Genomic DNA, 26773 nt, shown 5'->3' on the forward strand with positions numbered 1-26773 from the left:
CACCGTTTTCTCAGGGAGCCCAGGTACGGTTCTCGGAGATACCGAACCGTCACCCCCACCCGTTCGTCCCGAGCGACGTCGGGGGACATTGGGGAGTGGACCCAAGCATCTGTCACCCGACTCATCCCTCGACTTCGCTCGGAATGAAGGGAGAAAATGCGCGTTCCCATCAATAGCTTGGGTGAAATCGGGCTCGACTCACCCCATTCCAATTGACACCCCCGCCAGCGCCACTAGAAGCGCCGGCGGGCCACGCCGTCCCAACGCGGCGCGTGCTCTCTGCAAGGAGAGACTGCATGACGACGATTACCCGCCCGGGCACCAAGCCCGCGCGCCCCTATTTTTCCTCCGGCCCCTGCGCAAAGCCGCCGGGCTGGTCCGCTGAAAAGCTGAACCCCGAATCGCTTGGCCGCTCGCATCGGTCGAAGATCGGCAAGGCGCGCCTCCAATATTGCATCGACCTGATGCGTGAGCTGCTGCGCCTGCCCGACACCCATCGCATCGGCATCGTCCCCGGTTCGGATACCGGCGCGTTCGAAATGGCGATGTGGACGATGCTGGGCGCCCGCCCGGTGACCACGCTGGCGTGGGAGAGCTTCGGTGAAGGTTGGGTCACCGACGCCGCCAAGCAGCTCAAGCTCGATCCCACGATCCTGCGCGCCGATTATGGCCAGATTCCCGATCTGACCCAGGTCGACTGGTCGAACGACGTGCTGTTCACCTGGAACGGCACCACCAGCGGCGTGCGCGTGCCGAACGGGGACTGGATCCCTGACGGCCGCGAGGGCCTGGCCTTCGCCGACGCGACCAGCGCGGTGTTCGCCTACGACCTGCCGTGGGACAAGATCGATGTCGCCACCTTCTCCTGGCAGAAGGTGCTGGGCGGCGAGGGCGGCCACGGCGTGCTGATCCTCGGCCCCCGCGCGGTCGAGCGCCTCGAAACCTACACCCCCGCGTGGCCGCTGCCGAAGGTGTTCCGCCTCGTTTCCAAGGGCAAGCTCGCCGAGGGCGTGTTCAAGGGCGAGACGATCAACACCCCGTCGATGCTCGCCGTCGAGGACGCGATCGCCGCGCTCGAATGGGCGAAGTCGGTGGGCGGCGCGGACGGGCTGATCGCGCGCAGCGATGCCAATGCCGCAGCGCTGAACAAGATCGTCGAGGAGCGCGACTGGCTCGGTCATCTTGCCGCCGATCCGGCTTCGCGCTCGACCACGAGCGTCTGCCTGACCGTGGCGGGGGCCGACGAGGCGTTGATCAAGAAGATCGCCTCGCTGCTCGAAGCCGAGCATGCGGCCTATGACGTCGCCGGCTATCGCGACGCCCCGGCGGGCCTGCGCATCTGGTGCGGCGCCACCGTCGACACCGCCGACATCGAGGCGCTCGGGCCGTGGCTCGACTGGGCCTACGAGACGGCCAAGGCCGGCTGAGCCCGCTCCATAGCCCTCTCCCCTCGGGGGAGAGGGTACGGTGAGGGGCAGTATGAGCCCACTCCCCGATTTCCGGCACATAGCCCGGACTCCCCCTCTCCCCGACCCTCTCCCCCAAGGGGAGAGGGAGAAGAAGGTAGAAATCCATGCCCAAGGTACTGATTTCCGACAAGATGGATCCCCAGGCGGCCCGCATCTTCCGTGAGCGCGGCTGCGAAGTCGACGAGATCACCGGCCTCGACAAGGCCGGCCTGATCGAGATCATCGGCCAGTATGACGGCCTCGCGATCCGCTCGGCCACCAAGGTGACCGCCGACGTGCTGGCCGCCGCGCCGAACCTCAAGGTCGTCGGCCGCGCCGGCATCGGCGTCGACAATGTCGACATTCCCGCCGCCTCGGCGAAGGGCGTGGTGGTGATGAACACGCCGTTCGGCAACTCGATCACCACCGCCGAACATGCCATCGCGCTGATGTTCGCGCTGGCTCGCCAGCTCCCGGAGGCCGATGCCTCCACCCAGGCCGGCAAGTGGGAAAAGAACCGCTTCATGGGCGTGGAGCTGACCAACAAGACGCTCGGCCTGATCGGTGCGGGCAATATCGGCTCGATCGTCGCCGACCGCGCGCTTGGCCTGAAGATGAAGGTCGTCGCCTTCGATCCGTTCCTCACGCCCGAGCGCGCGGTGGAACTGGGCGTCGAGAAGGCGACGCTCGACGAGCTGCTCGCCAAGGCGGACTTCATCACCTTGCACACGCCGCTGACCGACAGCACGCGCAACATCCTGTCGGCCGAGAACATTGCCAAGTGCAAGCCGGGCGTGCGCATCATCAATTGCGCGCGCGGCGGGCTGATCGACGAGACGGCGCTGAAGGCGGCGCTCGACAGCGGCCACGTCGCCGGCGCCGCGCTCGACGTGTTCGTCGAGGAGCCGGCCAAGGCGAGCCCGCTGTTCGGCACCCCGAACTTCATCTCGACGCCGCACCTTGGCGCCTCGACCAACGAAGCGCAGGTCAATGTCGCGTTGCAGGTCGCCGAGCAGATGGCCGATTATCTGGTCAATGGCGGCGTCACCAACGCGCTCAACATCCCTTCGCTGAGCGCCGAGGAGGCACCGAAGATCAAGCCCTATCTCGGCCTCGCCGAGAAGCTGGGTGCGCTGGTCGGCCAGCTCGAAAGCGATGCGATTCAAGGCATCGCGGTGGAACTGGAAGGCGCCGCCGCCGCCCTCAATGCCAAGCCGATCACCGGCGCAGTGCTTGCGGGGCTGATGCGCGTCTATTCGGACACGGTGAACATGGTGAACGCGCCCTACCTCGCCAAGGAGCGCGGTCTGGACGTGCGCGAAGTGCGCCATGACCGCGAGGGCGACTATCACACGCTGGTGCGCGTGACGGTGACGACCGCCGATGGCGAGCGTTCGGTGGCCGGCACCTTGTTCGGCGATGCGGCGCCCCGCCTCGTCGAACTGCATGGCATCCGCATGGAGGCCGATCTCGACGGCTATATGCTGTTCATCGTCAACGAGGACGCGCCGGGCTTCATCGGCCGCATCGGCAGCGCGCTGGGCGAGGCCGACGTCAACATCGGCACCTTCCACCTCGGCCGTCGCTCGACCGGCGGCGAAGCGGCGCTGCTGCTGTCGGTCGACACGCCGGTCCCGGAACCGCTGCTGTGGAGCGTCTGCAACCTCCCCGGCGTGAAGCGCGCCAAGGCGCTGCGGTTTTAATCTCTTGATTCCCTCTCCCCTATGGGGAGAGGGAGCAGGAATGAGCATTATCACCGCCCCCGGCCTACTCCCCGAAGGCCTCCGCGACCGCCTGCCTCCGCACGCAGACGCGCTTGCCCGGCTCGTCTGGCGCGCGCTCGATGTCGCGCAGGCGTGGGGGTATGAGCGCGTCTCGCCGCCGCTGGCGGAGTTCGAGGACACGCTGATCGGCCGCCTCAAATCGTCGCGCCCGCAGGATCTGCTGCGCGTGATCGATCCGGTCTCCCAGCGCACATTGGCGCTGCGGCCGGACATTACCGCGCAGGTCGGGCGCATCGCCGCCACCCGCATGGCGCACCGCGCGCGACCATTGCGGCTGGCCTATGGCGGCCCGGTGCTCAAGCTCAAGGCGACGCAGCTCCGCCCCGAGCGTGAGATGATGCAAGTCGGCGCCGAGATCGTCGGCACCGACAACATCGCCGCCGCGCGCGAGATCGTCAGCCTCGCGCTGACCGCGCTCGAGCGCGCCGGGGTTGCCGGCGTCACCCTCGACATCACCCTGCCCGATCTCGTTGACACGCTCGCCGCCGGACCTTTCCCGATCGCGGCGGGCAGGATCGACCAGGCTCGCGCACTGCTCGACGCCAAGGACGCCGGCGGCCTCGCCGCAGCAGGGTTCGAGCGCTATCTGCCGCTGATCGACGCCGCCGGCCCTTTCCCGCAGGCGCTTGACCGGCTGCGCGCGGTCGATGCGGGCGGCGTGCTTGCCTCACGCATCGCCGGGATCGAGGCGATCACGACGGCGGTGGAGGGCAAGGCGGCGCTGACGCTCGACCCCACCGAGCGTCACGGCTTCGAATATCAGAGCTGGTTCGGCTTTTCGCTGTTCGCCGAGGGCGTCTCGGGCGAAATCGGCCGCGGCGGCAGCTACACCGTGCTCCATCCGGATGGTCGCGAGGAGCCTGCGGTGGGCTTCTCGCTCTATCCCGACCCGCTGATCGACGCCGGCCTCGGCGGCAAGCCGCGCCGCCGCATCTTCGTGCCGCTCGATGCCGATGCGGGCGCGGTCGAAGGGCTGCGCGCGGATGGCTGGGCCACGGTCGCGGCCTTGGATGCGGATGACGATGCCGCGGCGCTGGGCTGTACGCACCGGTTCGAGGGCGGAGAGATCGTAGCGGTCTAGGCCGCCCGCCCTGCCCGCTACCGCCGCGGCGTGCAAACGCCCATGATTTCTTCGGGATTCTCGCCGAAGCAGCTATCGAGGAAGGCATCGACAACCGCCGTTGCGCGGTCGCCCGCAGTGCCGAGTTCGCGGTTGAGGCGGCCGTGGGTGGTGTCGAAGCCGTCGACGATCGCCGTGTTGCCAGCCTCGCGCAGCATCTCCGCCAGTGCATCCGCCTGCCGCTGCGAGTCGGCACGGTCGCGGACGTGGAGCAGCAGCCAGCCGGCGGCATTGGGCGCCGCCGCATGCGTCGAGGGCGAGAGCTTGTGCCATTGCGCGGGGTCGGTGCCGAAGGCGCGCTCATACAGCCGCCGTTCGAACGGACCCGCATCGCGCATACGCTCGGCGATATCATAGCCGGCACCGTCGAGCAGGATCGCGCCGCGCACATTTTCGAGCCGTGCGCCGGCATCGCGCAGATAGGCAGGATCAGTCGCGAGCAGTGCCGCCAGATGCGCCCCCGCGCTATGCCCCATCAGCACGATGCGCCTCGCATCGACGCCCAGTCGCGGGGCTTCGCGTTCCAGCCATGCGATCGCATGGGCGATGTCCGCCGCCTGATCGGCGACGCTTACATCGGGCACGAGCCGATAATTGACCGAGGCGAAGGCGAAGCCGCGCGCGACGAAATGATCGGGCTTGTCGCCCGCCGCCATGCGCTTGTCCCCGGCCGACCAGCCACCGCCATGAACGAAGACGATCAGCGGTGCATCGCGCTGCTCCGCCGGATAGAAATCGAGCCGCTGCCGCTGATCAGCGCCATAGGCTCGCTCCACCGGCGCCGATGCCCATGACGGAACGGCGCCGCCCAGCGCCGCGATCAGCATCGCGCCCGCCGCGAGGATTCTGAGCGGTATCAGCACGCCTTACTCCCTGCACCGTCGATTCACCGCGGCTGGCTATGGCAGCGCGGCTGAACCGGAGATTTCCGTGAAGCCACAAAAAAATGGGCGGAAGCGCTGACCCGCTTTGCCGCGCCACGCCGCTAGGCGGGGAGAGGGCAGAGGCTCTCGCGAGAGGAGAAGCGGGCATGCTGACGATTACATCACAATTCACGACCCCCGGCGGCGCGGTGGGCATCGGCTATGACGATCTGACCGGGGAGATCCTGGTCTATAATGGCAGTGGCCTCGTCACGCGCTTTTCAAGCACGGGCGTCAATCTGGGCAGCTTCGCCAATGCCGGCGAAAGCGCCAACGACTATGACCTGGACTTCGCCTCCACCCCGTTCACCCTGGGCGGCGTCGACGTGCCCGCGGGCACAGCGATCCAGATCAACGGCGAAAGCGGCGTGGCGGAGATCTACGCCGTCAACCCGCAGACAGGCGCGGTGATCGCGACACTGGTCACGCAGTTTGGCGACAGCCATGTCGTCGGCGGATCCTATCATCCGGAGCGCGGCACCTTCTTCCTGGTGCAGGATCGCGTACCGTCCACCGAGCGGAGCACCGTCGCCGAGATCGATCCGGCGACAGGCGCGGTGCTCAACACCTTCACGGTCGATGGCAACGGCTTCACCATCAACTATGGCGATCTGGACGTTGACCCTGTGACCGGCGACCTGCTGCTGGTGAGCAGCGATGAGACCAGCGTGCTGCGCATCTCGCCAGACGGTGTCGAGATCGAGCAGATCCCACTGCCCTCCGTCGGCGGGCTTTCAGGCATTGCGGTCGTGCCGGGCACCGGGCAGGTCTATGTCGTGAACACGTCGGGCACAGTCTATCTGCTCGATGGGCTGTACGACGGCATCACGATCACCGGCACCGCAACCCACGACGTGCTCGAAGGCACGCTTGGCAGTGACGCGATCTACGGTCTTGCCGGCAACGACAGGATCCGGGGCCTGGGCGGCAACGACATCATCGAAGGCGGCGCGGGCAACGACAGTCTCGACGGCGGCACCGGCATCGACACGGCAAGCTATGCCGGCGCCGCGGCGCGGGTCACGGTCAATCTGAACCTGACGAGCGCACAGAGCACGATCAGCCAAGGCATCGATACGCTGACCGGGTTCGAGAACGTTATCGGCAGCGCCTTCAACGACACGCTGACCGGCGGCGCCGACGCCAACCGCATCGAAGGTGGCCTCGGCAACGATATCATCAACGGCCTGGCCGGCAACGACGTGCTGATCGGCGGCGACGGCAATGACGCGCTGTCGGGCGGAGTGGGCAATGACGGCCTCGACGGGGGCGCGGGCATCGACATCGCCAGCTATGCCGAGGCGGCCGCAGGCGTGACCGTCAGCCTGCTGACGACATCCGCGCAGAACACCGGTGGCGGCGGAATCGACACGCTGACCGGCATCGAGGGCCTGGTCGGATCGGCGTTCGACGATCTGCTGATCGGCAATGCCGGCGACAACAGCCTTGCGGGCGGCGCCGGCAACGACGTGATCCGCGGTGATCTGGGCAATGACACGATCGACGGCGGCTTCGGCAACGACACGCTCGATTATTCGCTGGTCGGTTCGGCGGTGACGGTGAACCTCATCAGCCAGTCGGTGCAGAACACGCTGGGTGCCGGGCTGGACCGGATCCGCAACATCGAGAACCTGACCGGCACGGCGTTCAACGATGTGCTCAACGGCAATGAATTTGGGAACATCCTGCGCGGCGGCGCGGGCAACGACGCGCTGACCGGCAATGCCGGCAATGACACGCTCGACGGCGGCGACGGCATCGACACGGCGAGCTATGCCGCGGCCGCCACTGGCGTGCGCGTCAACCTGACGTTCGCCACCGCGCAGAGTACGGTGGGCGCGGGCACCGACACATTGATCGGGATCGAAAATGTCATCGGCTCGGCGCATGACGACCAATTGACCGGCGATGTGGGCGACAATTTGCTGACGGGCAATGCCGGCAATGATCTGCTGCAAGGCGGCCTCGGCAACGACACGCTGCTGGGCGGCGCCGGCGTCGATACGGCCAGCTATGCGACCGCGACGACGGGCGTGACGGTGAGCCTGCTGGACGCTGCGGCGCAGAACACCGGCGGTGCCGGCATCGACACCTTGTCGTCGATCGAGAATCTGATCGGGTCCAACCACGCCGACACGCTGACCGGCAACGCGACGGGCAACAGCATCAGCGGTGGCAGCGGCGAAGACGTGATCGATGGCGGCAGCGGCAATGACACGCTCGACGGCGGCAATGGCAATGACATCCTCATCGGTGCGAACGGGGACGATATCCTTATCGGCGGCGCCGGCCGCGACACGCTGACCGGTGGTGCCGGCAATGACAGCTTCGTCTACCAGTCGATCGTCCAGAGCCCGGCCAGCGCCAATGCCGACCGCATCACCGATTTCACGCTCGGCGACATCCTCGACCTGTCGGCGGTCGATGCCGACAGCGTCACGGTCGGTGACCAGGGTTTTACCCAGGTGGCCGCTTTCACCGGCACCGCGGCCCAGCTCACGCTCGCCTTCGACGCCGGCACCAACACCACGACCTTGCGCGGCGATACCGACGGCAACGGCGTGGCGGATTTCTCGATCCTGTTCACCGGTGACGTGACGGCGTTGACCGGGACCTGGGTGCTCTGAGCAACGGACCATAGCGACCTGGAGGGGCCGCAGCGATGCTGCCCCTTCCTTTTTGGGGCGTTATCATGGGGGATGAAACCCGTGTTCAAACGCCCTGCCAGCATCGAACGCTATCAAGCCATCGGCGGCGTGCTCGATATCATGTTGTTCGAGGAGGCCGAGGGGAATGAGGACGAGATCCTCGATGCCATCGGCCTGACCCTCGACGCGCCCGATTATCGGCGCGAGGTGCTGCGGGCGATCGGCGGGCGGCGGATCGACGAGGCGACGTTGTTCGGGAGTTGGTTCGATCCCGCAACCGGAAGGCTGGTGGCGCGCGGCAGCCGGACGCTGGCCGATGGACGAAAGCTGGAAAACGCTTCCCTCGGTGCGCTTGACGGGCTGGATGTCAGCGGCGGCTCATATGATATTCCTGAAGCGGGTTCGGGCGGTGAACTGGCCTACGCCTTCGCGATCACGCCATATGGATTGCGTGCGTCCCCGGGGGAGATCCAGTCGCTATTCGACGATCTGCGCCCCGCCATCCTGCCAGCGCACAGCGAGGCGACCATTCTCGACTGGTCGAGCCCACGCCTGCCCGAAGTCTGGGATTATTTCGAGGCCGGCATGGAATGGTGGGGCGTCTTCCTGTTCAGCATCCACATCCCCGAAACCCGGCGCCTGACCATCATCGCCGGCTCTGACACTGATTGACAGTTTTGCGACACTGCTGGACGCTCGCCGCCACACTGACTAAACGCGCGTCGGCCGTTCGGGCCGAGGAGATGCAGTTTGGCCAATGTGACCGTGATCGGCGCCCAGTGGGGCGACGAGGGCAAGGGAAAGATCGTCGACTGGCTCGCCGAGCGCGCGCAGTGCGTCGTGCGCTTCCAGGGCGGTCACAACGCCGGGCATACGCTGGTCGTCGGCGAGCAGGTCTACAAGCTTTCCCTTCTGCCGTCGGGTATCGTCCGCGGTACGCTCTCGATCATCGGCAACGGCGTGGTGCTCGATCCCTGGCATCTGCGCGACGAGATCGCGAAGCTCAGCGCGCAGGGCGTGACGATCACGCCGGACAACCTCCACATCGCCGAAAATTGCCCGCTGATCCTGCCCTTCCACCGCGACCTCGACGGGCTGCGCGAGGACGTGTCTGGCGCCGGCAAGATCGGCACCACCCGCCGCGGCATCGGCCCGGCCTATGAGGACAAGGTGGGCCGCCGCGCGATCCGCGTGTGCGACCTCGCGCATCTCGATACGCTGGGGCCGCAGCTCGATCGCCTGACCGCGCATCATGACGCGCTGCGCGCCGGTTTTGGCGAGCCGCCGATCGACCGCGACGCGCTGCTGGCCGAGTTGCGCGAGATCGCCTCGGTGGTGCTGCCCTATGCGCGGCCGGTTTGGCTGAGTCTCAACGAGGCGCGTCGTCGTGGCGACCGCATCTTGTTCGAGGGCGCGCAGGGCGTGCTGCTCGACATCGATCACGGCACCTATCCGTTCGTCACCTCGTCCAACACGATCGCGGGCACCGCGGCGGGCGGATCGGGGCTCGGGCCCTCGGCGGTCGGCTTCGTGCTCGGCATCGTCAAGGCCTACACCACCCGCGTCGGTTCCGGCCCCTTTCCCACCGAGCTGGAGGATCAGACCGGCCAGCAGCTGGGCGAGCGCGGTCGCGAGTTCGGCACCGTCACCGGGCGCAAGCGCCGCTGCGGCTGGTTCGATGCGGTGCTGGTCCGTCAGTCCGCCGCCGTCTCCGGCATCACCGGCATCGCGCTCACCAAGCTGGACGTGCTCGACGGGTTCGAGACGGTGAAGATCTGCACCGGCTATAGCCTGAACGGCGAGGCGCTGGACCATTTCCCCGCGCATGCAGCCGATCAGGCCGCGGTCGAGCCGATCTACGAGACGATGGAAGGCTGGTCCGAATCGACCGCAGGCGCACGCAGCTGGGCGCAGCTTCCGGCGCAGGCGATCAAATATATTCGCCGCATCGAGGAGCTGATCCAGTGCCCGGTCGCGCTGGTTTCCACGTCGCCGGAGCGCGAGGACACCATCCTCGTCCGCGATCCCTTCACCGACTGATCCCGTTGACGACGCGGTCCTGACAGGCCGCATCGTGATCGAGGTTGGCCAACGGGTGCGTAGCTGCGACGGAAATATTGTGACGGCCTTGTGTTCGTCACTATGAGCGCGCACCCAGTGTCGCGATGACGACCCGCGAGGCCACCGGCCTACTCCCCCGCGCCCAGGCCGATGCGATCGCCGGCTATGCGACCTCCGCGCTCGATTGGGCGCATATCCTGTTCTTCGGCGCAGTCGGCTGGCCGTGGCTGCTGCACAGCCTTTCCGGCGGCACGCGCGCCGAGAAGCAGCGGCTGCTCGCGCGGCTCGATCTGCCGGAGGACGCGCTGCCCAATCTGGGGAGCTGGAAGGCGGATACCGCGCTTCTCCATCACATCGTGGATGCCGTCGAGTCGCGCCGGCCGGCGCAGGTGGTCGAGCTTGGCGCCGGCGCCTCCAGCCTCGTCACCGCGCGGGCGCTGCAGCTTCATGGCGGCGGCCGGCTGACCAGCTTCGACCAGCATGCCGATTTCGTCGCCGCGACGCGCGAGTGGCTGCTGGAACATGGCCTCGATGCAGACATGCGCCACGCCCCGTTGACCCCCGCCCCGCGCGACTGGCACGGGCTGTGGTACAAGCTGGATCATATCCCAGAGCGCATCGACCTGCTGATCATCGATGGCCCGCCCTGGAGCATCCACCCCTATATTCGCGGCGCGGCCGAGGCGCTGTTCGACCGCATCGCCCCGGGCGGATTGGTGATGCTCGATGACGGCGCCCGCCCCGGCGAACGCATCGTCGCGCAGCGTTGGCGCAAGCGTTGGCCGGACTTCGATTTCTATCTCGATACGTCCGGCACCAAGGGAACGCTGATCGGAGAACGCCGGACGGGTTGAGGAGGCGGCGTTGCCGTCCCCCCGTCATCCCGGTCTTGAGCCGGGATGATGGCATGTGCTGAGAACTAAGACGCCCTTCCCGACGTTTTCAACGCACCTCGGCAGCCAGCACCCGCACGGGCAGCATCTTTGCCACGATCAGCCCGCAGGCGATGAAACCGAGCAGGTCCGCTACGAACAGATAGATGAAATGCCCCCAGGGCGCGTGATTGAACAACGGCTGACCCAAATGCGTCCAAGCGAGGATGGCAGTGGTCACGACGATGACCAGCTTGGCACGATCGGCAAAGGCCGGCAGCCGCGGCGCCACCACCGCGAGCGCGAAGGCGATCAGCAGGCCGACCACCAGCGCCAGCACCAGCCCGGCGGTGAGCGCACCGGCATCGACCACGGGAAAGCCGCCGGTGTTGAAATGCACCGTCGCGATCGGCCCCTGCCCGAACGCGGTCGTACCCTGCGGGCTGGATGGATCGGGGATCAGATAGGTACCGGTGCCCGCCTCGGTGAGGTTCTGCGACAGCGAAAGCTGCACGGCCGCGCTGCGCTGCGCGTCGATCTTCGAGAAAGCAAGCGCCGAAAGCGGCGTTCCCCAGAAGATGAATCCCACCATGTAGAGGGCGAAGCCGCCGACCAGCCCCGCCAACATTGTCCTGACCATGTCGATCTCCCCTGTGGTGCGCCCGATGCTACACCCGAACCATGGGAGGCCGAAACATGTTCCGCACGCGCTGCGATCAGCGTTCCTTCACCATCGAGCGGATGAAGCCGATCAGCCCCTGCTGGCGGCTGCGCTTCAGCCGTTCGGCGTGCAGGATGGTCTGCACGCAGTTGAAGCAATGCTCGACATCGTCGTTGACCAGCACATAGTCGTAGCCGTCCCAGTGACCGATCTCGGCCGCGGCCCGCTCCATGCGCGCGTTGATGACGTCCATCGTGTCCGTTCCGCGCGCGATCAGGCGGCGGCGGAGTTCATCGAGCCCCGGCGGCAATATGAAGATGCGGACGACATCCCCGCCGGCCTGCTGGAACAGCTGCTGCGCGCCCTGCCAGTCGATGTCGAACAGCACGTCACGGCCCTGCTCCAGCGCGCGGTCGACCGGCTCGTGCGGCGTGCCGTAGCGATGACCGAAGACGTGCGCCCATTCGAGGAACGCGCCATCGTTCGCCATCTGGCGGAAGCGTTCGAGGTCGACGAAATGATAGTCCTTCCCGTCGACTTCGCCCGGCCGCATGCCGCGGGTGGTCGCGGAGACCGACATTTCCAGCCCTGGTTCTGCCGCGAGCAGCTTGCGCGCGATGGTGGACTTGCCGGCGCCGGAAGGCGATGAAAGGACGAAGAGGACGCCGCGACGCCTGAACGGGTCGCGAAGCGAAGCAGAGGGCTCGTGCATGGCCGCTAGTGACGCGGGGAAGCCGGTTCGTCAACGCCGACTCGGTCGGATCCCGGCATGAAGCGGTGGGTGGCGCTGCTGCGCGGGATCAATGTCGGCGGCCATCGCAAGGTGCCGATGGCCGAACTGCGCGCGCTCTGCGGCGAACTCGGCTTCGAGGGTACCGAGACCTACATCGCGAGCGGCAACGCGGTGTTCGGCTCAGCCGAGGATGCCGAGACGATCGCGACCGCGCTGGAAGCGGCTCTGCCCGGGCGCTTCGGCTTCGCCTGCGACGTTATCGTCCGCAGCGCCGCCGAATGGCGCGCGCATCTGAAATCCAATCCCTTTGCCGGCGATGCCGATGCGCTGCCGAAGATGCTCCACCTTGCCCTCCCTCGCCACGCGCTGGAGCAGGGTGCCTGCGATGCGATCATCGAACGCGCGCAGCCCGGCGAACGGATTCGCGTGACCGGCGGGGCGCTGTGGATCGACTATGGCAGCGGCGGGGTGGCAAACACCCAACTATCCCCGGCATTTATCGACAAATGCGCCGGATCGGCCGTTACCGCGCGTAATCTCAAGTCCGTCGAAGCGATAGACGAACTGCTCCACCGGCGTTGACGCCGATGCATCTATTAGGTGATTATTCACGTGTTGCGTCCTATCGGCCCAGCCGTCAATGTGGATCGAGTTGGGGTGTGGGAGCGAGACTTGAAGCAGTATCAGCAAGCGAATCGGATCGTGCGGCATGATCGCCGCGGCCCGACGCATGGCTGAGGCGATGACCCTGGTTCGCGAGCAGGAGGAAAGCATTTCCGAGCGCTGGGTTGCCGACTATCGCGCGGCCACCGGCGACGGGGACGTGCTGACCGAATCGCAGGGCGCAGCAGCAGACGCCTGGACGACCTTGTTCGACGAGATCGCCGGCGTTGCCGGTGGCAATCTGGCCGCGATCCGTGATCGTGTGCAGCGACAGGCGGATGAGATCGGCACCGGCTATCGCATGCCCGGCGAGAGCGAGGAGCGTGCCTGGCCGGTCTCGCCGGTGCCGCTGCTGATCCCCGAGGCGGACTGGAGCGGCATCGCCGAGGGCGTGGCGCAGCGCGCGCGGCTGATGGATATGCTGCTCGCCGACATCTATGGCGCGCAGAAGCTGGCGCGCGAGGGCCATATCCCTGCGGCCTTGATCACCGGCAATCCGTATTTCATGCGGCCGATGGTGGGGCTGACCCCGCCGGGCGGCCGCCACCTGACCTTCTATGCGGTCGATATCGCGCGCGGCCCCGACGGCGAGTGGCGCGTGCTCGCCGACCATTTGCGCGCGCCGGTGGGCGCCGGCTATGCGCTGGAGAACCGGCTGGCGGTGTCGCGCGTGCTCGGCGGCCTGCAGACCCGGCTCAACATCCAGCGCCTCGCCGCCTTCTTTTCCGCCGTCCGCAGCGGGCTGGGCGCGATGTGCCACCGCGCCGATCCGCGTATCGGCCTGCTGACGCCGGGCCGCTATAACCCGAGCTATGCCGAACAGGCGCATCTCGCGCGCTATCTCGGCCTGCTGCTGGTGGAGGGGGACGATCTCGCGGTCCATGAGGACCGGCTCTATGTCCGCACCATCGAGGGGCTGAAGCGCGTCGATGCGTTGTGGCGCCAACTCAACCCGCGGCTGCTCGATCCGCTCGCCTTCGATCCGCGCTCGCAGATCGGCGTGCCGGGGGTGATCGATGCGATGGCGGCCGGCGACGTCGTCGTCGCCAACAGCCCGGGATCGGGCGTGCTCGAATCCAACGCGGTCAGCGCCTTCCTGCCGCGGCTCGCCTCGGCTTTGCTCGGTGAACCGCTCAAGCTCCCCAATATCGCCACCTGGTGGTGCGGCCAGCAGCCCGAGTTCGACCATGTCCGCGCCGCGCTCGACACGATGGTGATCGCGCCGGCGTTCGAAACCTTGCCGCCGGGGCTCGAAGGCGTCGGCCCGCGCGCCGCCGCCGAACTCGATCCGCACGCGCGCAAACGGCTGCTGGAGGATATGGCGCGGCGGCCGATGGACTATGTCGGCCAGGAGGTCGTTCGCGTTTCGACCATGCCCACCGTGGATGCCGAGGGCGGGCTCGTGCCGCGCCCCTTCACCGTGCGCGTATTCGCCGCCTGCGACGCCAGCGGCCAGTGGCAGGTGATGCCCGGCGGCTTCGCGCGGATCGGCCGGCATGAAGACAGCCGCGCGGTGGTGATCGGCGAGGGCACCTGGTCCGCCGATGTCAGCATCGTCGCCACCCGCCCCGTAGAGCCGGTGACATTGCTGCAATCGGGCGACCAGGTGCGCATCCGGCGCAACCCCGGCACCTTGCCCAGCCGCGTGGCGGACAATCTGTTCTGGCTCGGCCGCTATCTGGAGCGGGGCGAGGCGATCCTCGGGCTCGTCCGGGCCGCGATCGGCGGCAGCATCGACGCCGATGGCGGCGCGGCGCTGGCTGCCGGCACGATCGACAAGCTGGGCAAGCTGCTGATCAAGGGCAGCGCCGCGGCGCGCCGCGCCGAATCGGGTTCCGCCGACATCGTCAGCCTCGCCCATGCCGCGCTCGACGATCTGGCCGAGGAAGACAGCGTGCGCAGCCTGATGAGCCGCGCCCGCGCGATCGGCGAAGTCTCGCGCGACCGGTTGGCGATCGATTTCTGGCGCCTGCTCGACGCCGGCCATCCCGGCGACAGCAGCATGAATGCGCGCGCGAGCGTCCTCCAGCAGCGCTTCGCCGCCTTGATGGGGCTCGCTGCCGAACATATGGGCCGCACCGCCGCCTGGAACTTCCACGACATGGGGCGCCGGGTGGAACGGGCATTGTCGGTCGCGCGGCTGGCGCGCACCTTCGCCGGCGGATCCAAGGCCACGGTCGACGATCTTTCGACCTTGCTCGAACTCACCAACAGCCAGATCGGCTATCGCCAGCGCTACCAGACCGGCGTGGCGCTGCTGCCGGTGCGCGACCTGGTGCTGCTCGACACCTCCAACCCGCGCGGCCTGCCCTTCCAGGTGGAGCGCATCTGCCGCACCTTGCGCGAATTGCCCAAGCTCGACGATGATGGCGTGCCCGAGGATCAGGAGGCGCGAGCGGCGGCGCTGCAGGCGACTGTGGTGATCACGCCCGTCGAGGCGTTCGACGCCGCTGCGCTCACGGGTATCGAAGAGAGGCTGATGGGAATATCGGATGCGATCTCGCGGCGCTTCTTCCTGCAGGGCAGCGAACCGCTTCGCGCCCACGGCCTGACGCTCGCCTGAGCCGGCCGCCGGATGCTCTACGACATCACCCACATCACCCGTTTCGATTATGAGGTTCCGGTGGTGTTCGCGCGCTGCAATCTGCGGCTGAAGCCGATCGCGTGGGCGGGCCAGCGGCTGCTGGACTACGACCTGAGCGTGGAACCCTGCGGCGAGCTCAACACCGCACGCGCCGGCGCGGTGCTCGCCAACGTTACAAGGATGGTGGTTCCGCAAGCGGTGGACCGGATCGAGATCGTCAGCCGAGCGCTGATGGAGGTGGACCGGCCGGCGCAGGTGCCCGATCCGGAAGACCCGACCGTCGCCGAGGTCGCCCGCGCCGCGCGAATCCACCCCGAACTGGGGCCGGAAGGTCCGGCAAATTATCTGTTCCCGACCCCGCTGATCCCGCATGATCGCGCGATCACCGACTGGTGCGCGGAGACGCTGCGCCCCGACCGCCCGATTCGGGAGGCAGCTTTCGCGCTTGCCATGCGGATCCGGAAGAGCTTCAAGTTCGACCCCAAGGCGACGATGGTCGAGACGCGCCCGGCCGAGGCCTTCGCCAAGCGCGGCGGCGTTTGCCAGGATTTCGCGCAAATCATGATCACCGGCATGCGCGGGCTGGGGCTGCCGGCTGCCTATGTCAGCGGCTTCATCCGCACCATCCCGCCCCCGGGCAAGGAACGGCTGATCGGCGCGGATGCCACCCATGCCTGGGTGCTTGTGTGGTGCGGGCCGGAGATCGGCTGGGTCGGCGTGGACCCGACCAACGGCAACTGGATGGCGAACGACCATATCGTCACCGCCATCGGCCGCGACTATGCGGAGATTGCGCCGGTCGACGGCATCTTCCTGGGCTCGGGCGCGCAACACATGGATGTCTCGGTGGACGTGGCACCGAAGCAGATGGTGGCGGTCTCGCGATAGGATCACTATCTCCCGCCAGACGAACCTTTTCTACGATGGGATGTAATGGCTGATCCTTACGCAACGCTTGGGGTGGCGCGCGGCGCCGACGAGGCCGAGATCAAGAAGGCCTATCGGAAACTTGCGAAAGAGCTTCACCCCGACCGCAACAAGGATAATCCGACCGCGACCGAACGTTTCGGCCGGGTGACCGCTGCCTATGACCTGCTGACCGACAAGGACAAGCGCGCCCGCTTCGACCGCGGCGAGATCGATGCGGATGGCAACCCGACGATGCCTTTCGGCTATGGCGGCGGCCCGGGCGGCGGCGGCTTCCGCGGCCAGCAGGGTGCAGGCGGATTCGAATTCTCCACAGACGATCTCGGCGACATCTTCGATGGGCTGTTCGGTGGGGGCGGGCGCCAGCGTGGTGCGGGTGGCTCGGGCGGCGGCTTTGGCGGGTTCGGCCGTGGCGGCCGTGCCGCACCGCCGGCGAAGGGCGCCAACGTGCCTTACCGCCTGCGCGTGCCCTTTGCCGATGCCGCCGCACTCAAGCCACAGCGAATCACGCTGCAGGACGGCAAGACGATCGACCTCAAGCTGCCGAACGGTGTCGAGACGGGCACTCAGATGAGGCTGGCCGGCAAGGGCCAGCCCGGGCCCGCCGGCGCCGGCGACGCGATCGTGACGATCGAGGTCGAGCCGCACCGCTTCTTCACCCGCGACGGCGACGATGTGCGGCTGGACCTGCCGGTAACGCTGGACGAGGCGGTGCTGGGCGGCCCGGTGAAAGTGCCGACCGTGGACGGCGCGGTGATGCTCAACATCCCCAGAGGCTCCAGCTCCGGCAAGGTGCTGCGCCTCAAGGGCAAGGGCTTCCATACCAAAGAGGGCGGCCGCGGCGACCAGCTCGTCACCTTGCAGATCGATCTGCCGAAGGAGGATGAGGCGCTCGCCGCCTTCGCGGAAAGCTGGGGCGACAAGGATCGACGCAACCCGCGCGCGGCGATGGGCGGCTGATCGGCGCATGCCGGAAATCTCCCCGCAGTCGCCGGAAGAAAGGCGCACGCGGCTGGAGGCGGCGCGTGCCGCGGTCGGCGGTCAGCTCGACAAACATTACGCCCGGATCAAACCGGGCAAACGGACGCTCGAAATCCTCAAGCGCGTGGCGGTGGGCGTCTATTCGGATGGGCTGATCCACGCCGGCAACCTTGCCTATCTCGCGCTGTTGACGCTATTTCCCTTCTTCATCGTCGCCGCCGCTATCGGCCGGCTGGCGGGGCGGACGCGCGACGGCATCTTGGCGGTGGACGCCTTCCTGCGTACCGTGCCGCCCGGTGTCGCAACGGTGCTCAAGCAGCCGATCAACGATGTGCTCAACGCGCGGACGGGCAATCTGCTGTGGTTCGGCGCGCTGATCGGGCTGTGGACGACCGCAAGCTTCATCGAGACGATCCGCGACATCCTGCGCCGCGCCTATGGCGTGCGCAACAACCGGCCGTTCTGGGAATATCGGCTGGGTTCGATCGGCATGATCATCGGCGCGGTGATCCTCCTGATGGTTGCGTTCAGTTTCCAGGTCGTGCTGGTCGGCGTCGAGCAGTTCATCCGCCGCGTCCTGCCCTTTGCAGGCGATACAGCCGCGCTGATCGCCGCCGGCCGCACCGCGCCCGGCATCGCCTTGTTCGGTGCGATGTACATGCTCTATTACTGGCTGACCCCGCGGGCGTATCGCAGCCGGGCCTATCCGAAATGGCCGGGCGCTATGATGACCACCTTGTGGTGGCTCGGCGTTACCGCGGCGATGCCCATCGTCCTTTCCAACATCGGATCCTATGACCTGACCTATGGAAGCCTTGCCGGCGTGATGATCGCGCTGGTTTTCTTCTTCCTCGTCGGCTTGGGCGTCGTCATCGGCGCTGAACTCAACGCCGCACTGGCGGAAATACCGGTAGTCGGTCTAAAGGACGGCGAAACCAAACCCGACGAGCAGGGAGCTACGGCCAAGTGACGGCGTTGATGCAGGGCAAGCGTGGATTGATCATGGGACTGGCGAACGATCGTTCGCTGGCCTGGGGGATCGCGCGCAAGCTGAGGGAAGCGGGGGCGGAACTGGCCTTCAGCTATCAAGGCGAAGCGCTGGAAAAGCGCGTGCGCCCGCTCGCCGAGCAGCTCGGATCCGATCTGCTGATCGATTGCGACGTGTCCGACATGGCAGCGCTCGACACCGCGTTCGAAAAGCTGGCGGAGCGCTGGCCGACGATCGACTTCGTCGTCCACGCGATCGGCTTTTCGGACAAGAATGAGCTGCGCGGGCTGTATGTCGACACCAGCCTCGACAATTTCCTGATGACGATGAACATTTCGGCCTATTCGTTCGTCGCCGTCGCCAAGCGCGCGCGGGCGATGATGCCGGAGGGTGGCAGCCTGTTGACCTTGACCTACTACGGTGCCGAAAAGGTCGTGCCGCACTATAATGTGATGGGCGTGGCGAAGGCAGCACTTGAGGCCAGCGTCAAATATCTGGCGATGGATCTCGGGCCGGAGAATATCCGCGTCAACGCAATCTCGGCCGGACCGATCAAGACGCTGGCGGCCAGCGGCATCGGCGACTTCCGCTACATCATGAAGTGGAACGAGCTGAACTCGCCGCTCCGCCGGAACGTGACGATCGAGGATGTCGGCGGCGCCGGCCTCTACCTGCTGAGCGACCTCGCCAGCGGCGTGACGGGTGAAACCCATCATGTTGACGCGGGCTATCATGTCATCGGGATGAAGGCCGAGGACGCGCCGGATATCGCGCTGAGTTGAATCGATACTCCCTCTCCCCCCGGGGAGAGGGCCGGGGAGAGGGGCACTCGGGGCGCCCCCAAAAGCGTGTCTGCAAGGCGCGACTCCCCCTCTCCCAACCCTCTCCCCGGAGGGGAGAGGGCTATCCTCATGAGCTTCAATACCTTCGGCCGCGTCTTCCGCTTCACCAGTTGGGGCGAATCGCATGGGCCTGCGCTCGGTGCCGTCGTCGATGGCTGTCCGCCGGGGCTGGCGATCAGCGAGGCGGATATCCAGCCCTGGCTCGACAAGCGCCGGCCGGGCACCTCGCGCTTCACCACGCAGCGGCAGGAGCCGGATCAGGTCCGCATCCTCTCCGGCACGTTCGAGGGGCGAACTACCGGCACGCCGATCGCGCTGCACATCGACAATGTCGACCAGCGCTCGAAGGATTATTCGGAGGTCGCCAAGGCCTATCGCCCCGGCCATGCCGACTATGCCTATGACGCCAAATATGGCTTCCGCGACTATCGCGGCGGCGGGCGCAGCTCGGCGCGCGAGACCGCGGCGCGGGTCGCGGCGGGCGCGGTGGCGCGGCTGGTGATCCCCGAGGTGCGGATCCGCGCCTGGGTCTCAGCGATCGGCGGCGATGCGATCGATCCGGCCGCATTCGACGACGCCCAGATCGACGCCAACCCCTTCTTCTGTCCCGATGCGGCCGCAGCGCTGCGCTGGGAGGCGCTCGTCGATGGCGCGCGCAAATCCGGCTCCTCGCTCGGCGCGGTGATCGAGTGCGAGGCAACCGGCGTGCCCGCCGGCTGGGGCGCGCCGCTCTACGCCAAGCTCGACAGTGAACTCGCCGCCGCCTGCATGAGCATCAACGCGGTCAAGGGCGTCGAGATCGGTGACGGCTTCGAAACTGCGCGGCTGACCGGAGAGGCCAATGCCGATCCGATGCGCCCGGGGCCTGACGGCAAACCAATCTTCCTCGCCAACCATGCCGGCGGCATCGCCGGCGGTATCTCGACCGGCCAGCCAGTGCGGCTGCGGGTGGCGTTCAAGCCGACCAGTTCGATCCTGACGCCGGTGGAAACCATCACCCGCGAGGGCGAGGCCAGCGAGATCATGACCAAGGGCCGTCACGACCCCTGCGTCGGCATTCGCGGCGTGCCGGTGGTGGAAGCGATGATGGCGCTGGTGCTGGCCGACCAGAAGCTGCTCAACCGCGCACAATGCGGTTGAGCGGAGCGCGGTCGAGGGAAAAGCTGCCGAGCTGACCGCCGCCCGGCGCCGGCCTCAGTTCCGGCGCCAGCGCGCGAAGATCGCGGTCGGCAACAGCAGCCCCCGCGCTTCCTCGCGCGTCGCCAGTTCGCCGCATTCGACGGTGCCGGGCAGGTCGGCAAAGGCCTGCGAGAGCAGTTCGCCGATCGCCAGCGCCGACATCCTGACCGCATAGACCGTCAGGAACAGGAAGCGCGAGTCGGCATCGATCAGCTTGCGGCAGTCGGCGATCAGGCCGGGCAGCCCTTCCTCCAGCTTCCACACCTCGCCCTCGGGGCCGCGGCCATATTTGGGCGGGTCGAGCAGGATGCCGTCATAGCGCTTGCCCCGACGCCCCTCGCGCGCGACGAACTTGGCGGCATCGTCGACGATCCAGCGCACCGGCTTGTCGGCAAGCCCCGCGAGCTTGGCATTGCCCTTCGCGGCCTCGACCGACTTCTTCGACGCATCGACATGGGTGACCTGCGCGCCCGCCGCGGCCATCGCCAGGCTGCCGACGCCGGTATAGCCGAACAGGTTCATCATCGCCGGATGGGGCTTGCCGGCGAGTTGCTCGCGCATCCATGCCCACACCGGCGCCATATCCGGAAAGAAGCCGAGATGACGGAACGGCGTGCATTGGGCGGTGAAGGACACATCCTCCCACCCCAGTTTCCAGCCTTCGCGCGGCACCGGCTTGTCGAAGCGCCAGCGGCCGCCGCCATCCTCGTCGGCGCCGGGCACGAATTCGCCATGCGCCTGCCAGTCGGGATCGGCGGGTGCCCACATCGCCTGCGGCTCCGGCCGGATGAACCGATAGGGGCCATAGCGTTCGAGCTTGCGGCCATGGCCGCAATCGACCAGCCCGTAATCGGCCCAGGGCTCGCCGACGAGCGTGACGAGGCTCATGCCGAGGGGGTGGCCCGCTCCGCGATCCATGCCTTGACCACATCGAGTTCGGCGGGAAGCGTCACGAAACGCTCCTCGCGGGTGAACAGGCCGCCGACGCGCGCGGGCAGGCCGGGACGGGTGCCGGTGGCGCGCTCGACGGCATCGCGGAACTTGCCGGCATGCGCGGTGGCGAGGGTGACGATCGGCACCGCCGGATCGATCTCACCGGCGAATTGCATCGCGGCGGCGAGGCCGACCGCGGTGTGCGGATCGAGGATCTGCCCCGCCCGCTCATTCGCCCAGCGCATCGCCAGCGACATCGCATCGGCATCGATTCGCGCGCTGGTGAACAGCTTCGCCGCACCCTCGCGCTGCGCGTTGGTGAGCTTCATCGCGCGGCTCGCCTCGAACCCCTGCATCTGCGCCGCCATCGCGCCGCCATCGCGTGCGCAAAGATCGAACAGCAGCCGCTCGAAATTGGAGCTGACCTGGATGTCCATCGAGGGGGTCGCGGTCGGCACCACCTGCCCGGTCGAATAATCGCCCGCGGACAGCGCGCGGTGAAGGATGTCGTTGACGTTGGTGGCGACGATCAGCCGCTCCACCGGCAGCCCCATCTGCGCCGCGACATAGCCGGCGAACACGTCGCCGAAATTGCCGGTCGGCACCGCGAAGGCGATCGGCTTGCCCGGCGCACCGAGGCGGACGCCCGCGTAGAAATAATAGACCACCTGCGCCATCAGCCGGGCCCAGTTGATCGAATTGACCGCGCTCAGCGCGAAGCGGCCGGTGAAATCCTTGTCGGCGAACAGCGCCTTCACCATCGCCTGGGCATCGTCGAAACTGCCCTCGATCGCGATGTTGTGGACGTTGGGCGCCAGCATCGTCGTCATCTGGCGGCGCTGAACGTCGGAGACGCGGCCCGCCGGATGCAGCATGAAGATGTCGATCTTCGCGCGCCCCGCAACCGCGTCGATCGCGGCCGAGCCGGTATCCCCGCTGGTCGCGCCGACGATCGTCAGATGCTTGTCGCGCTGGCTGAGGAACCGCTCGAACAGCAGCCCGAGAAGCTGCAGCGCGACATCCTTGAACGCCAATGTGGGGCCATGGAACAGTTCGAGCAGCCAGTGGCGATGATCGAGCTGGACGAGCGGCGTCACCGCATCGTGCGAGAAACGGCCATAGGCCTGCGTGCACAGATCCCGCAGCTCATCCTCGTTGAGCGCGTCGCCGACGAACGGCGCCATCACGCGCACCGCGGTCTCGACATAGGAGAGCCCGGCGAGCGCCGCGATCTCTTCCTCGGTAAAGCGCGGCCACGCTTCCGGAATATAGAGCCCGCCGTCCGACGCGAGCCCCGCCAGCGTCACCGCCTCGAAATCGAGCGCCGGCGCGCTCCCCCTGGTGCTGATATAGCGCATGTTGCGGGCGGGCTTAGCGACGCCCGGCAATCACGGCAAGCATAGCGAATCTGCGGGGGTTCACAGAGCAACTCCTCCTCTTCCCAACACTACAATGTTCACGCCATCGTGGATGGATGAGCGCGGCTGCCGCCGCGTCCCCCTCGCCCCTACGGGGAGAGGGGCAGGAAGAGGGCGAATCGCTCTCCGCGTAGGGCTCAGCGCTGCCGCCATCCGGGCCTGTTGAAAGCAAATCGATCAGCCCCTTACGCTTGGCGCTATTGCCCCTCTCCCTGGTCCGCTACGCGGACCTTTCCCTCTTCCCATAGGGGTGAGGGGCAAAAAGTGTCCGCAAACAAGATGCGTGAATGCTGCAGCCCCCTAAAGGCGCTCGCTCGGACTACGCCGCCGTCGCAGCGCGAGCGCATAGATCACCAGCGCGACCGCGGCGAAGAAGAACCATTGGAAGGCGTAGGCCAGATGGTTGTTCGGCACATTGTCTGTGCTTGGCGGCGCGGAGGCCTTGAGGCCCGGCGCCGGCACGGAGGATACCAGCATCGCAACGCGTGGCTCCCCTCCCCCGCCGAGCAGGCGCGCCAGCGCCGATTCGTGCGAGGGTGCGGTGGTGATCGTGCCGCTGACCGGGCCGCCCTTCCATACCGGCTTCACCTTGGGGTCGGCAGCCAGCCCCATGTCGACCAGGGCGCCGGGGCCTTCGACACCGGTGCGGCAGCGAGCAATGTGGCGGTAGCCGGTGCTACCGTCGGCGGCGCGGCCGCCCTCCACCTGCCAGCCGCCGACTTGCAGGCAAATCAGCGAGGAGCGGCGGAACAGCATTTCATCGGCGGCCGGCGGCAGCACCGGAAAGCTGACCGCGGGCTTGCCGAGATTGGCGCGGTAGAGCGCGAGCAGCGCATCCTTTTCGGCGCGGCGCTGAAGTTGCCAGACGCCGAGCCAGATCATCGTCGCAACAGCCGCGACCACGACCAGGGTCGCCAGGATCGGCACGCGACGCGTCATTCCTCGTCGTCGTCGTCCCTGCCGCGGCCGATGCGGCCTTCGCGCGCCTTGTTGCGATATTCGAGCGCGAGCATCGCCGCCTTGGCGATCCTGAGCGAATAGAGCGTCGCCACCAGAGTCAGCGGCAGCCACAGCACGATATGGATCCAGACCGGCGGATGGACGGTGAGTTCCAGCGCAATCGCCAGCGCCACGATCAACGCGCCGATGCCGAAGGTCAGGAAGGCCGCGGGCCCGTCCCCCACGTTGAACCGGCGGAAATCCTGCCCGCAGGCACGGCACTTGACCGCGAAGCGGACGATGCCGTCGAACAGCGTCTTCGCCCCGCATTGCGGGCACAGCCCGTGGAGCGCGGCCTGGGCGATGGTGGGCGGACCCTTCACCGGCATGATGTCACCGTCATGCCGATGATGTCGGCCCAATCGCAGCCGGTTGCAAGGCGGATCGGTGCCGCCGCGCGGAAGGCTTTCATCCGTTTCGGAGTGACTGGGTCAGCCCGCGTGGACCGGCGCGCCCCAGCCGCCCCAGACATAGACCGAGACGAACAGGAACAGCCAGACGACGTCGACGAAGTGCCAGTACCAGGCAGCCGCCTCGAAGCCGAAATGCTGCCGCGGCGTGAAGTGGCCCTTATAGGCACGGATCAGACAGACGATCAGGAAGATCGTGCCGATCAGCACGTGGAAGCCGTGGAAGCCGGTCGCCATGAAGAAGGCCGCGCTATAGTTGATCCCCGCGAAGGGGAAAGGCGCATGGGCATATTCATAGGCCTGGATGCAGCTGAAGATCACGCCGAGGATGATCGTGAGCCACAGCCCCTTCTTCAGGCCCTCACGATCGCCATGGAGCAGCGCGTGATGCGCCCAGGTGACGGTGGTACCCGAACAAAGCAAAATCAGCGTGTTGAGCAGCGGGAAGCCGAAGGGATCGATCACCTCAATGCCCTTGGGCGGCCAGGTTTCCGCGGTGGCCGCGCCGGCCTGGCCCACGAGGTTGGTCGTCGATCCGTCGGCGAATTCCAGCGCCGCAGGGAACAGCGAGAAATCGAACCAGGCCCAGAACCAGCCCACAAAGAACATCACTTCGGAAGCGATGAACAGGATCATGCCATAGCGCAGGTGAAGCTGCACGACGGGGGTATGATCGCCGGCATGCGCCTCGCGGATTACATCCGACCACCATGTGTACATCGTGAACAGCACGCCCGCGAGGCCGGCGAAGAAGATCCAGCCGCCGCCATTGGCCTTATCGGGGGAGATATGGCCACCATGCATCCACATGATCGCGCCGACCGCCATGATCAGCGCAGACATCGAACCCATCAGCGGCGTGATCGAGGGTGGCAGGATGTGATAGTCGTGGTTCTTGTGGCCAGCCATGCATCGTCCCCGTTATGTCTATTGTGATTGTTTAGCTTCTGCGCCGTTTCCGGTCCACCCGGAACTCAGCTGGGATCGGCCTTCTCCGCGGGGAAGAAGGTGTAACTCAAGGTGATTTCCTCGACGTCGCGCGCATCCTCATCCTTGAGCATCGCGGGGTCGACATAATAAATCACTGGCATGCGCACGGTCTCGCCGGGCTTCAGCGTCTGCTGGGTGAAGCAGAAACACTGGATCTTGGCGAAATAGGCGCCGGTCTTGGTCGGCGCGACGTTGAAGGTCGCGGTGCCGGTGATCGGATGGTTGGTGAGGTTGGTCGCGGTAAAGAAGGCGATCGAGCGCTCGCCGATCTTCACCGTCTCGCGCTTCTGTTCGGGCTTGAACGACCAGCCGAGCGAGGGCGCGACATTGGCGTCGAAGCGCACCACCACCTCATGCCCCGCAACCGCACCGGGGGCCGCGACCGCGCGCTGGGTGGTGCCGCCCCACCCGGTCGCCTGGCAGAACATGCGATAGAGCGGCACCGACGCGAAGCCGAGCCCGGCCATGCCGCAGACCAGCGCCACGCCGGCGATCAGGGTCCGAAGGTTGCGGCGCTCGTTGGGCGTCATGATGTGCGCGTCAACCGCTCAGCTTGGCGATCGTAATGAGGAAGAACAGCACGACGAGCGCGCCGAGCAGCAGCCCCGTCACCATCGCGCGCGATTTCTGGCGCGCGCGGATCGCGGCAAGTTCCTCGGGCGTCATGCGAGCAGCAGACGATCAGCGACGAGCGCACCGAACAGCGCGAACAAATAGAGGATCGAGAAGGCGAACAGCCGACGTTCGGGCTTCATCAGCGCGGGATCGGTCTCACGGCTCATCGCCACGCGGACCGCGTAGAACAGGAAGACCGCGTTCAGCGCCACCGCGGCGACGCCATAGATCGCGCCGACGAGGCCGAGCGGCCAGGGCGCGACCGCCGCCGCCACCATAGGCAATGTGTAGAGAAGGATCTGGGTGCGCGTCGTCCGCTCGCCTGCGACCACCGGCAGCATCGGCACACCCGCCGAGGCATAATCGGGGCGGACGAACAGCGCGAGCGACCAGAAATGCGGGGGCGTCCACAGAAAGACGAGCACGAACAGCAGCACCGGCAAGGTCGAGACCTCGCCCGTCACCGCCGCCCAGCCGATCAGCGGCGGGAAAGCGCCGGCGGCACCGCCGATAACGATGTTCTGCGGCGTCGCGCGCTTCAGCCACACGGTATAGATCACCACGTAGAACAGGATCGCGGCGAGCAGGATCGCGGCGGCGACCCAATTGACCGCCAGCCCCATCGTCAGCACCGAGAATGCGCCGAGCCCAACGCCAAAATGCAGCGCGCTGCCACGGTCCATCCGTCCGGCGGGCAGCGGCCGGCCGGCGGTGCGCTTCATCCGCGCGTCGATATCCGCCTCATACCACTGGTTGAGCGCACCGGAGGCGCCGCTGCCCAGCGCCACGCACAGGATGGCGGTGAATCCGAGCACCGGATGGATATGCCCCGGCGCTGCAAGCAGCGCGCACAAGGCTGTGAAGACGACGAGCGTCATCACCCTTGGCTTGGTGAGGGCAAGAAAGTCCCGCCAGTCGGCGGTGACGGGAAGGGCTGAAAGGGGGCTGGTCGCCATGCAAATTCTCGTTAACGGGCTCCCGGCGCCCTTTAGGC

The 26773-nt window shown here is 67.0% G+C and carries 25 protein-coding genes; 14 read left to right on the forward strand and 11 right to left on the reverse strand.

Annotated features, from left to right (window positions below):
• Nucleotides 1-296: 296 nt before the first annotated feature.
• The 3 genes from FHS96_RS20590 (at nucleotide 297) to FHS96_RS20600 (ending at nucleotide 4313) form a co-directional block, all read left to right on the forward strand.
• A complete protein-coding gene (locus FHS96_RS20590; protein ID WP_429596122.1) occupies nucleotides 297-1427 on the forward strand; it encodes a phosphoserine transaminase in 1131 nt (376 codons plus the stop codon).
• A gap of 146 nt (nucleotides 1428-1573) precedes the next feature.
• Complete coding sequence (gene serA / locus FHS96_RS20595; protein ID WP_429596125.1) at nucleotides 1574-3151, forward strand: phosphoglycerate dehydrogenase; 1578 nt, start codon at nucleotides 1574-1576, stop codon at nucleotides 3149-3151.
• A 40-nt stretch (nucleotides 3152-3191) separates the two neighbouring features.
• Nucleotides 3192-4313 carry an ATP phosphoribosyltransferase regulatory subunit gene (locus FHS96_RS20600; RefSeq protein WP_429596128.1) on the forward strand — a complete coding sequence of 374 codons (1122 nt, stop codon included), beginning with the start codon at nucleotides 3192-3194 and terminating at the stop codon, nucleotides 4311-4313.
• 17 nt (nucleotides 4314-4330) lie between these two features.
• Here FHS96_RS20600 and FHS96_RS20605 read toward each other — a convergent pair whose 3' ends face one another.
• Nucleotides 4331-5215 (reverse strand): alpha/beta fold hydrolase, encoded by an 885-nt coding sequence (locus FHS96_RS20605; protein ID WP_429596131.1) that lies wholly within the window; start codon nucleotides 5213-5215, stop codon nucleotides 4331-4333.
• A gap of 167 nt (nucleotides 5216-5382) precedes the next feature.
• Between FHS96_RS20605 and FHS96_RS20610 the strand changes: the two genes are divergently transcribed.
• The 4 genes from FHS96_RS20610 to FHS96_RS20625 all read left to right on the forward strand — a co-directional run bounded on the left by FHS96_RS20610 (nucleotide 5383) and on the right by FHS96_RS20625 (nucleotide 10838).
• Nucleotides 5383-7902 carry a beta strand repeat-containing protein gene (locus FHS96_RS20610; RefSeq protein WP_429596134.1) on the forward strand — a complete coding sequence of 840 codons (2520 nt, stop codon included), beginning with the start codon at nucleotides 5383-5385 and terminating at the stop codon, nucleotides 7900-7902.
• A gap of 81 nt (nucleotides 7903-7983) precedes the next feature.
• Nucleotides 7984-8595, forward strand: coding sequence for a hypothetical protein (locus FHS96_RS20615; RefSeq protein ID WP_429596136.1), 612 nt, complete (start codon nucleotides 7984-7986; stop codon nucleotides 8593-8595).
• Between the two features lie 78 nt (nucleotides 8596-8673).
• Nucleotides 8674-9963, forward strand: a complete 1290-nt coding sequence (locus FHS96_RS20620; RefSeq protein ID WP_429596139.1) for an adenylosuccinate synthase — start codon at nucleotides 8674-8676, stop codon at nucleotides 9961-9963.
• Nucleotides 9964-10088: 125 nt separating this feature from the next.
• Nucleotides 10089-10838: a class I SAM-dependent methyltransferase gene (locus tag FHS96_RS20625; protein ID WP_429596142.1), complete on the forward strand. Its 750-nt coding sequence runs from the start codon at nucleotides 10089-10091 to the stop codon at nucleotides 10836-10838.
• 88 nt (nucleotides 10839-10926) lie between these two features.
• Here FHS96_RS20625 and FHS96_RS20630 read toward each other — a convergent pair whose 3' ends face one another.
• Together FHS96_RS20630 and gmk are read right to left on the reverse strand one after the other, a co-directional pair.
• Nucleotides 10927-11496, reverse strand: a complete 570-nt coding sequence (locus tag FHS96_RS20630; RefSeq protein ID WP_429596145.1) for a hypothetical protein — start codon at nucleotides 11494-11496, stop codon at nucleotides 10927-10929.
• Nucleotides 11497-11572: 76 nt separating this feature from the next.
• Nucleotides 11573-12229, reverse strand: coding sequence for a guanylate kinase (gene gmk / locus FHS96_RS20635; RefSeq protein WP_429596148.1), 657 nt, complete (start codon nucleotides 12227-12229; stop codon nucleotides 11573-11575).
• A gap of 57 nt (nucleotides 12230-12286) precedes the next feature.
• Between gmk and FHS96_RS20640 the strand changes: the two genes are divergently transcribed.
• From FHS96_RS20640 to aroC, 7 genes are all read left to right on the forward strand, one after another.
• Nucleotides 12287-12832, forward strand: a complete 546-nt coding sequence (locus FHS96_RS20640; protein WP_429596151.1) for a DUF1697 domain-containing protein — start codon at nucleotides 12287-12289, stop codon at nucleotides 12830-12832.
• Nucleotides 12833-12992: 160 nt separating this feature from the next.
• A complete protein-coding gene (locus FHS96_RS20645) occupies nucleotides 12993-15476 on the forward strand; it encodes a circularly permuted type 2 ATP-grasp protein (protein ID WP_429596154.1) in 2484 nt (827 codons plus the stop codon).
• A gap of 12 nt (nucleotides 15477-15488) precedes the next feature.
• Nucleotides 15489-16385, forward strand: coding sequence for a transglutaminase family protein (locus FHS96_RS20650; protein ID WP_429596157.1), 897 nt, complete (start codon nucleotides 15489-15491; stop codon nucleotides 16383-16385).
• Nucleotides 16386-16430: 45 nt separating this feature from the next.
• Nucleotides 16431-17384, forward strand: a complete 954-nt coding sequence (locus tag FHS96_RS20655) for a DnaJ C-terminal domain-containing protein (RefSeq protein ID WP_429596159.1) — start codon at nucleotides 16431-16433, stop codon at nucleotides 17382-17384.
• Nucleotides 17385-17391: 7 nt separating this feature from the next.
• Nucleotides 17392-18375 (forward strand): YihY/virulence factor BrkB family protein, encoded by a 984-nt coding sequence (locus FHS96_RS20660; RefSeq protein WP_429596162.1) that lies wholly within the window; start codon nucleotides 17392-17394, stop codon nucleotides 18373-18375.
• Nucleotides 18372-19175, forward strand: a complete 804-nt coding sequence (gene fabI / locus FHS96_RS20665; protein ID WP_429596165.1) for an enoyl-ACP reductase FabI — start codon at nucleotides 18372-18374, stop codon at nucleotides 19173-19175. Before FHS96_RS20660 ends, fabI begins: the two co-directional genes overlap by 4 nt.
• Nucleotides 19176-19304: 129 nt before the next feature.
• A complete protein-coding gene (gene aroC, locus FHS96_RS20670) occupies nucleotides 19305-20375 on the forward strand; it encodes a chorismate synthase (RefSeq protein WP_429596168.1) in 1071 nt (356 codons plus the stop codon).
• A 54-nt stretch (nucleotides 20376-20429) separates the two neighbouring features.
• Here aroC and FHS96_RS20675 read toward each other — a convergent pair whose 3' ends face one another.
• The 8 genes from FHS96_RS20675 to FHS96_RS20710 all read right to left on the reverse strand — a co-directional run bounded on the left by FHS96_RS20675 (nucleotide 20430) and on the right by FHS96_RS20710 (nucleotide 26735).
• Nucleotides 20430-21302 (reverse strand): class I SAM-dependent methyltransferase, encoded by an 873-nt coding sequence (locus tag FHS96_RS20675; protein WP_429596882.1) that lies wholly within the window; start codon nucleotides 21300-21302, stop codon nucleotides 20430-20432.
• On the reverse strand, nucleotides 21299-22705 hold the full coding sequence (thrC, locus tag FHS96_RS20680; RefSeq protein ID WP_429596171.1) for a threonine synthase: 1407 nt from the start codon (nucleotides 22703-22705) through the stop codon (nucleotides 21299-21301). The genes FHS96_RS20675 and thrC overlap by 4 nt, the downstream gene beginning before the upstream one ends.
• A 360-nt stretch (nucleotides 22706-23065) precedes the next feature.
• Nucleotides 23066-23704 (reverse strand): SURF1 family protein, encoded by a 639-nt coding sequence (locus tag FHS96_RS20685; protein WP_429596174.1) that lies wholly within the window; start codon nucleotides 23702-23704, stop codon nucleotides 23066-23068.
• Complete coding sequence (locus FHS96_RS20690; protein WP_429596177.1) at nucleotides 23701-24093, reverse strand: DUF983 domain-containing protein; 393 nt, start codon at nucleotides 24091-24093, stop codon at nucleotides 23701-23703. Before FHS96_RS20690 ends, FHS96_RS20685 begins: the two co-directional genes overlap by 4 nt.
• A 102-nt stretch (nucleotides 24094-24195) precedes the next feature.
• Nucleotides 24196-25083: a cytochrome c oxidase subunit 3 gene (locus FHS96_RS20695; protein WP_429596179.1), complete on the reverse strand. Its 888-nt coding sequence runs from the start codon at nucleotides 25081-25083 to the stop codon at nucleotides 24196-24198.
• 65 nt (nucleotides 25084-25148) lie between these two features.
• Nucleotides 25149-25694: a cytochrome c oxidase assembly protein gene (locus FHS96_RS20700; protein WP_429596181.1), complete on the reverse strand. Its 546-nt coding sequence runs from the start codon at nucleotides 25692-25694 to the stop codon at nucleotides 25149-25151.
• Nucleotides 25695-25704: 10 nt separating this feature from the next.
• Entirely contained in the window at nucleotides 25705-25830 is a 126-nt protein-coding gene (locus FHS96_RS20705) for a hypothetical protein (protein WP_429596184.1), read from the reverse strand.
• Complete coding sequence (locus FHS96_RS20710) at nucleotides 25827-26735, reverse strand: heme o synthase (protein WP_429596187.1); 909 nt, start codon at nucleotides 26733-26735, stop codon at nucleotides 25827-25829. Before FHS96_RS20710 ends, FHS96_RS20705 begins: the two co-directional genes overlap by 4 nt.
• Between the last annotated feature and the right edge of the window lie 38 nt (nucleotides 26736-26773).

This window comes from Sphingomonas zeicaulis, from assembly GCF_050433225.1.
Lineage (GTDB): Bacteria > Pseudomonadota > Alphaproteobacteria > Sphingomonadales > Sphingomonadaceae > Sphingomonas_D > Sphingomonas_D zeicaulis.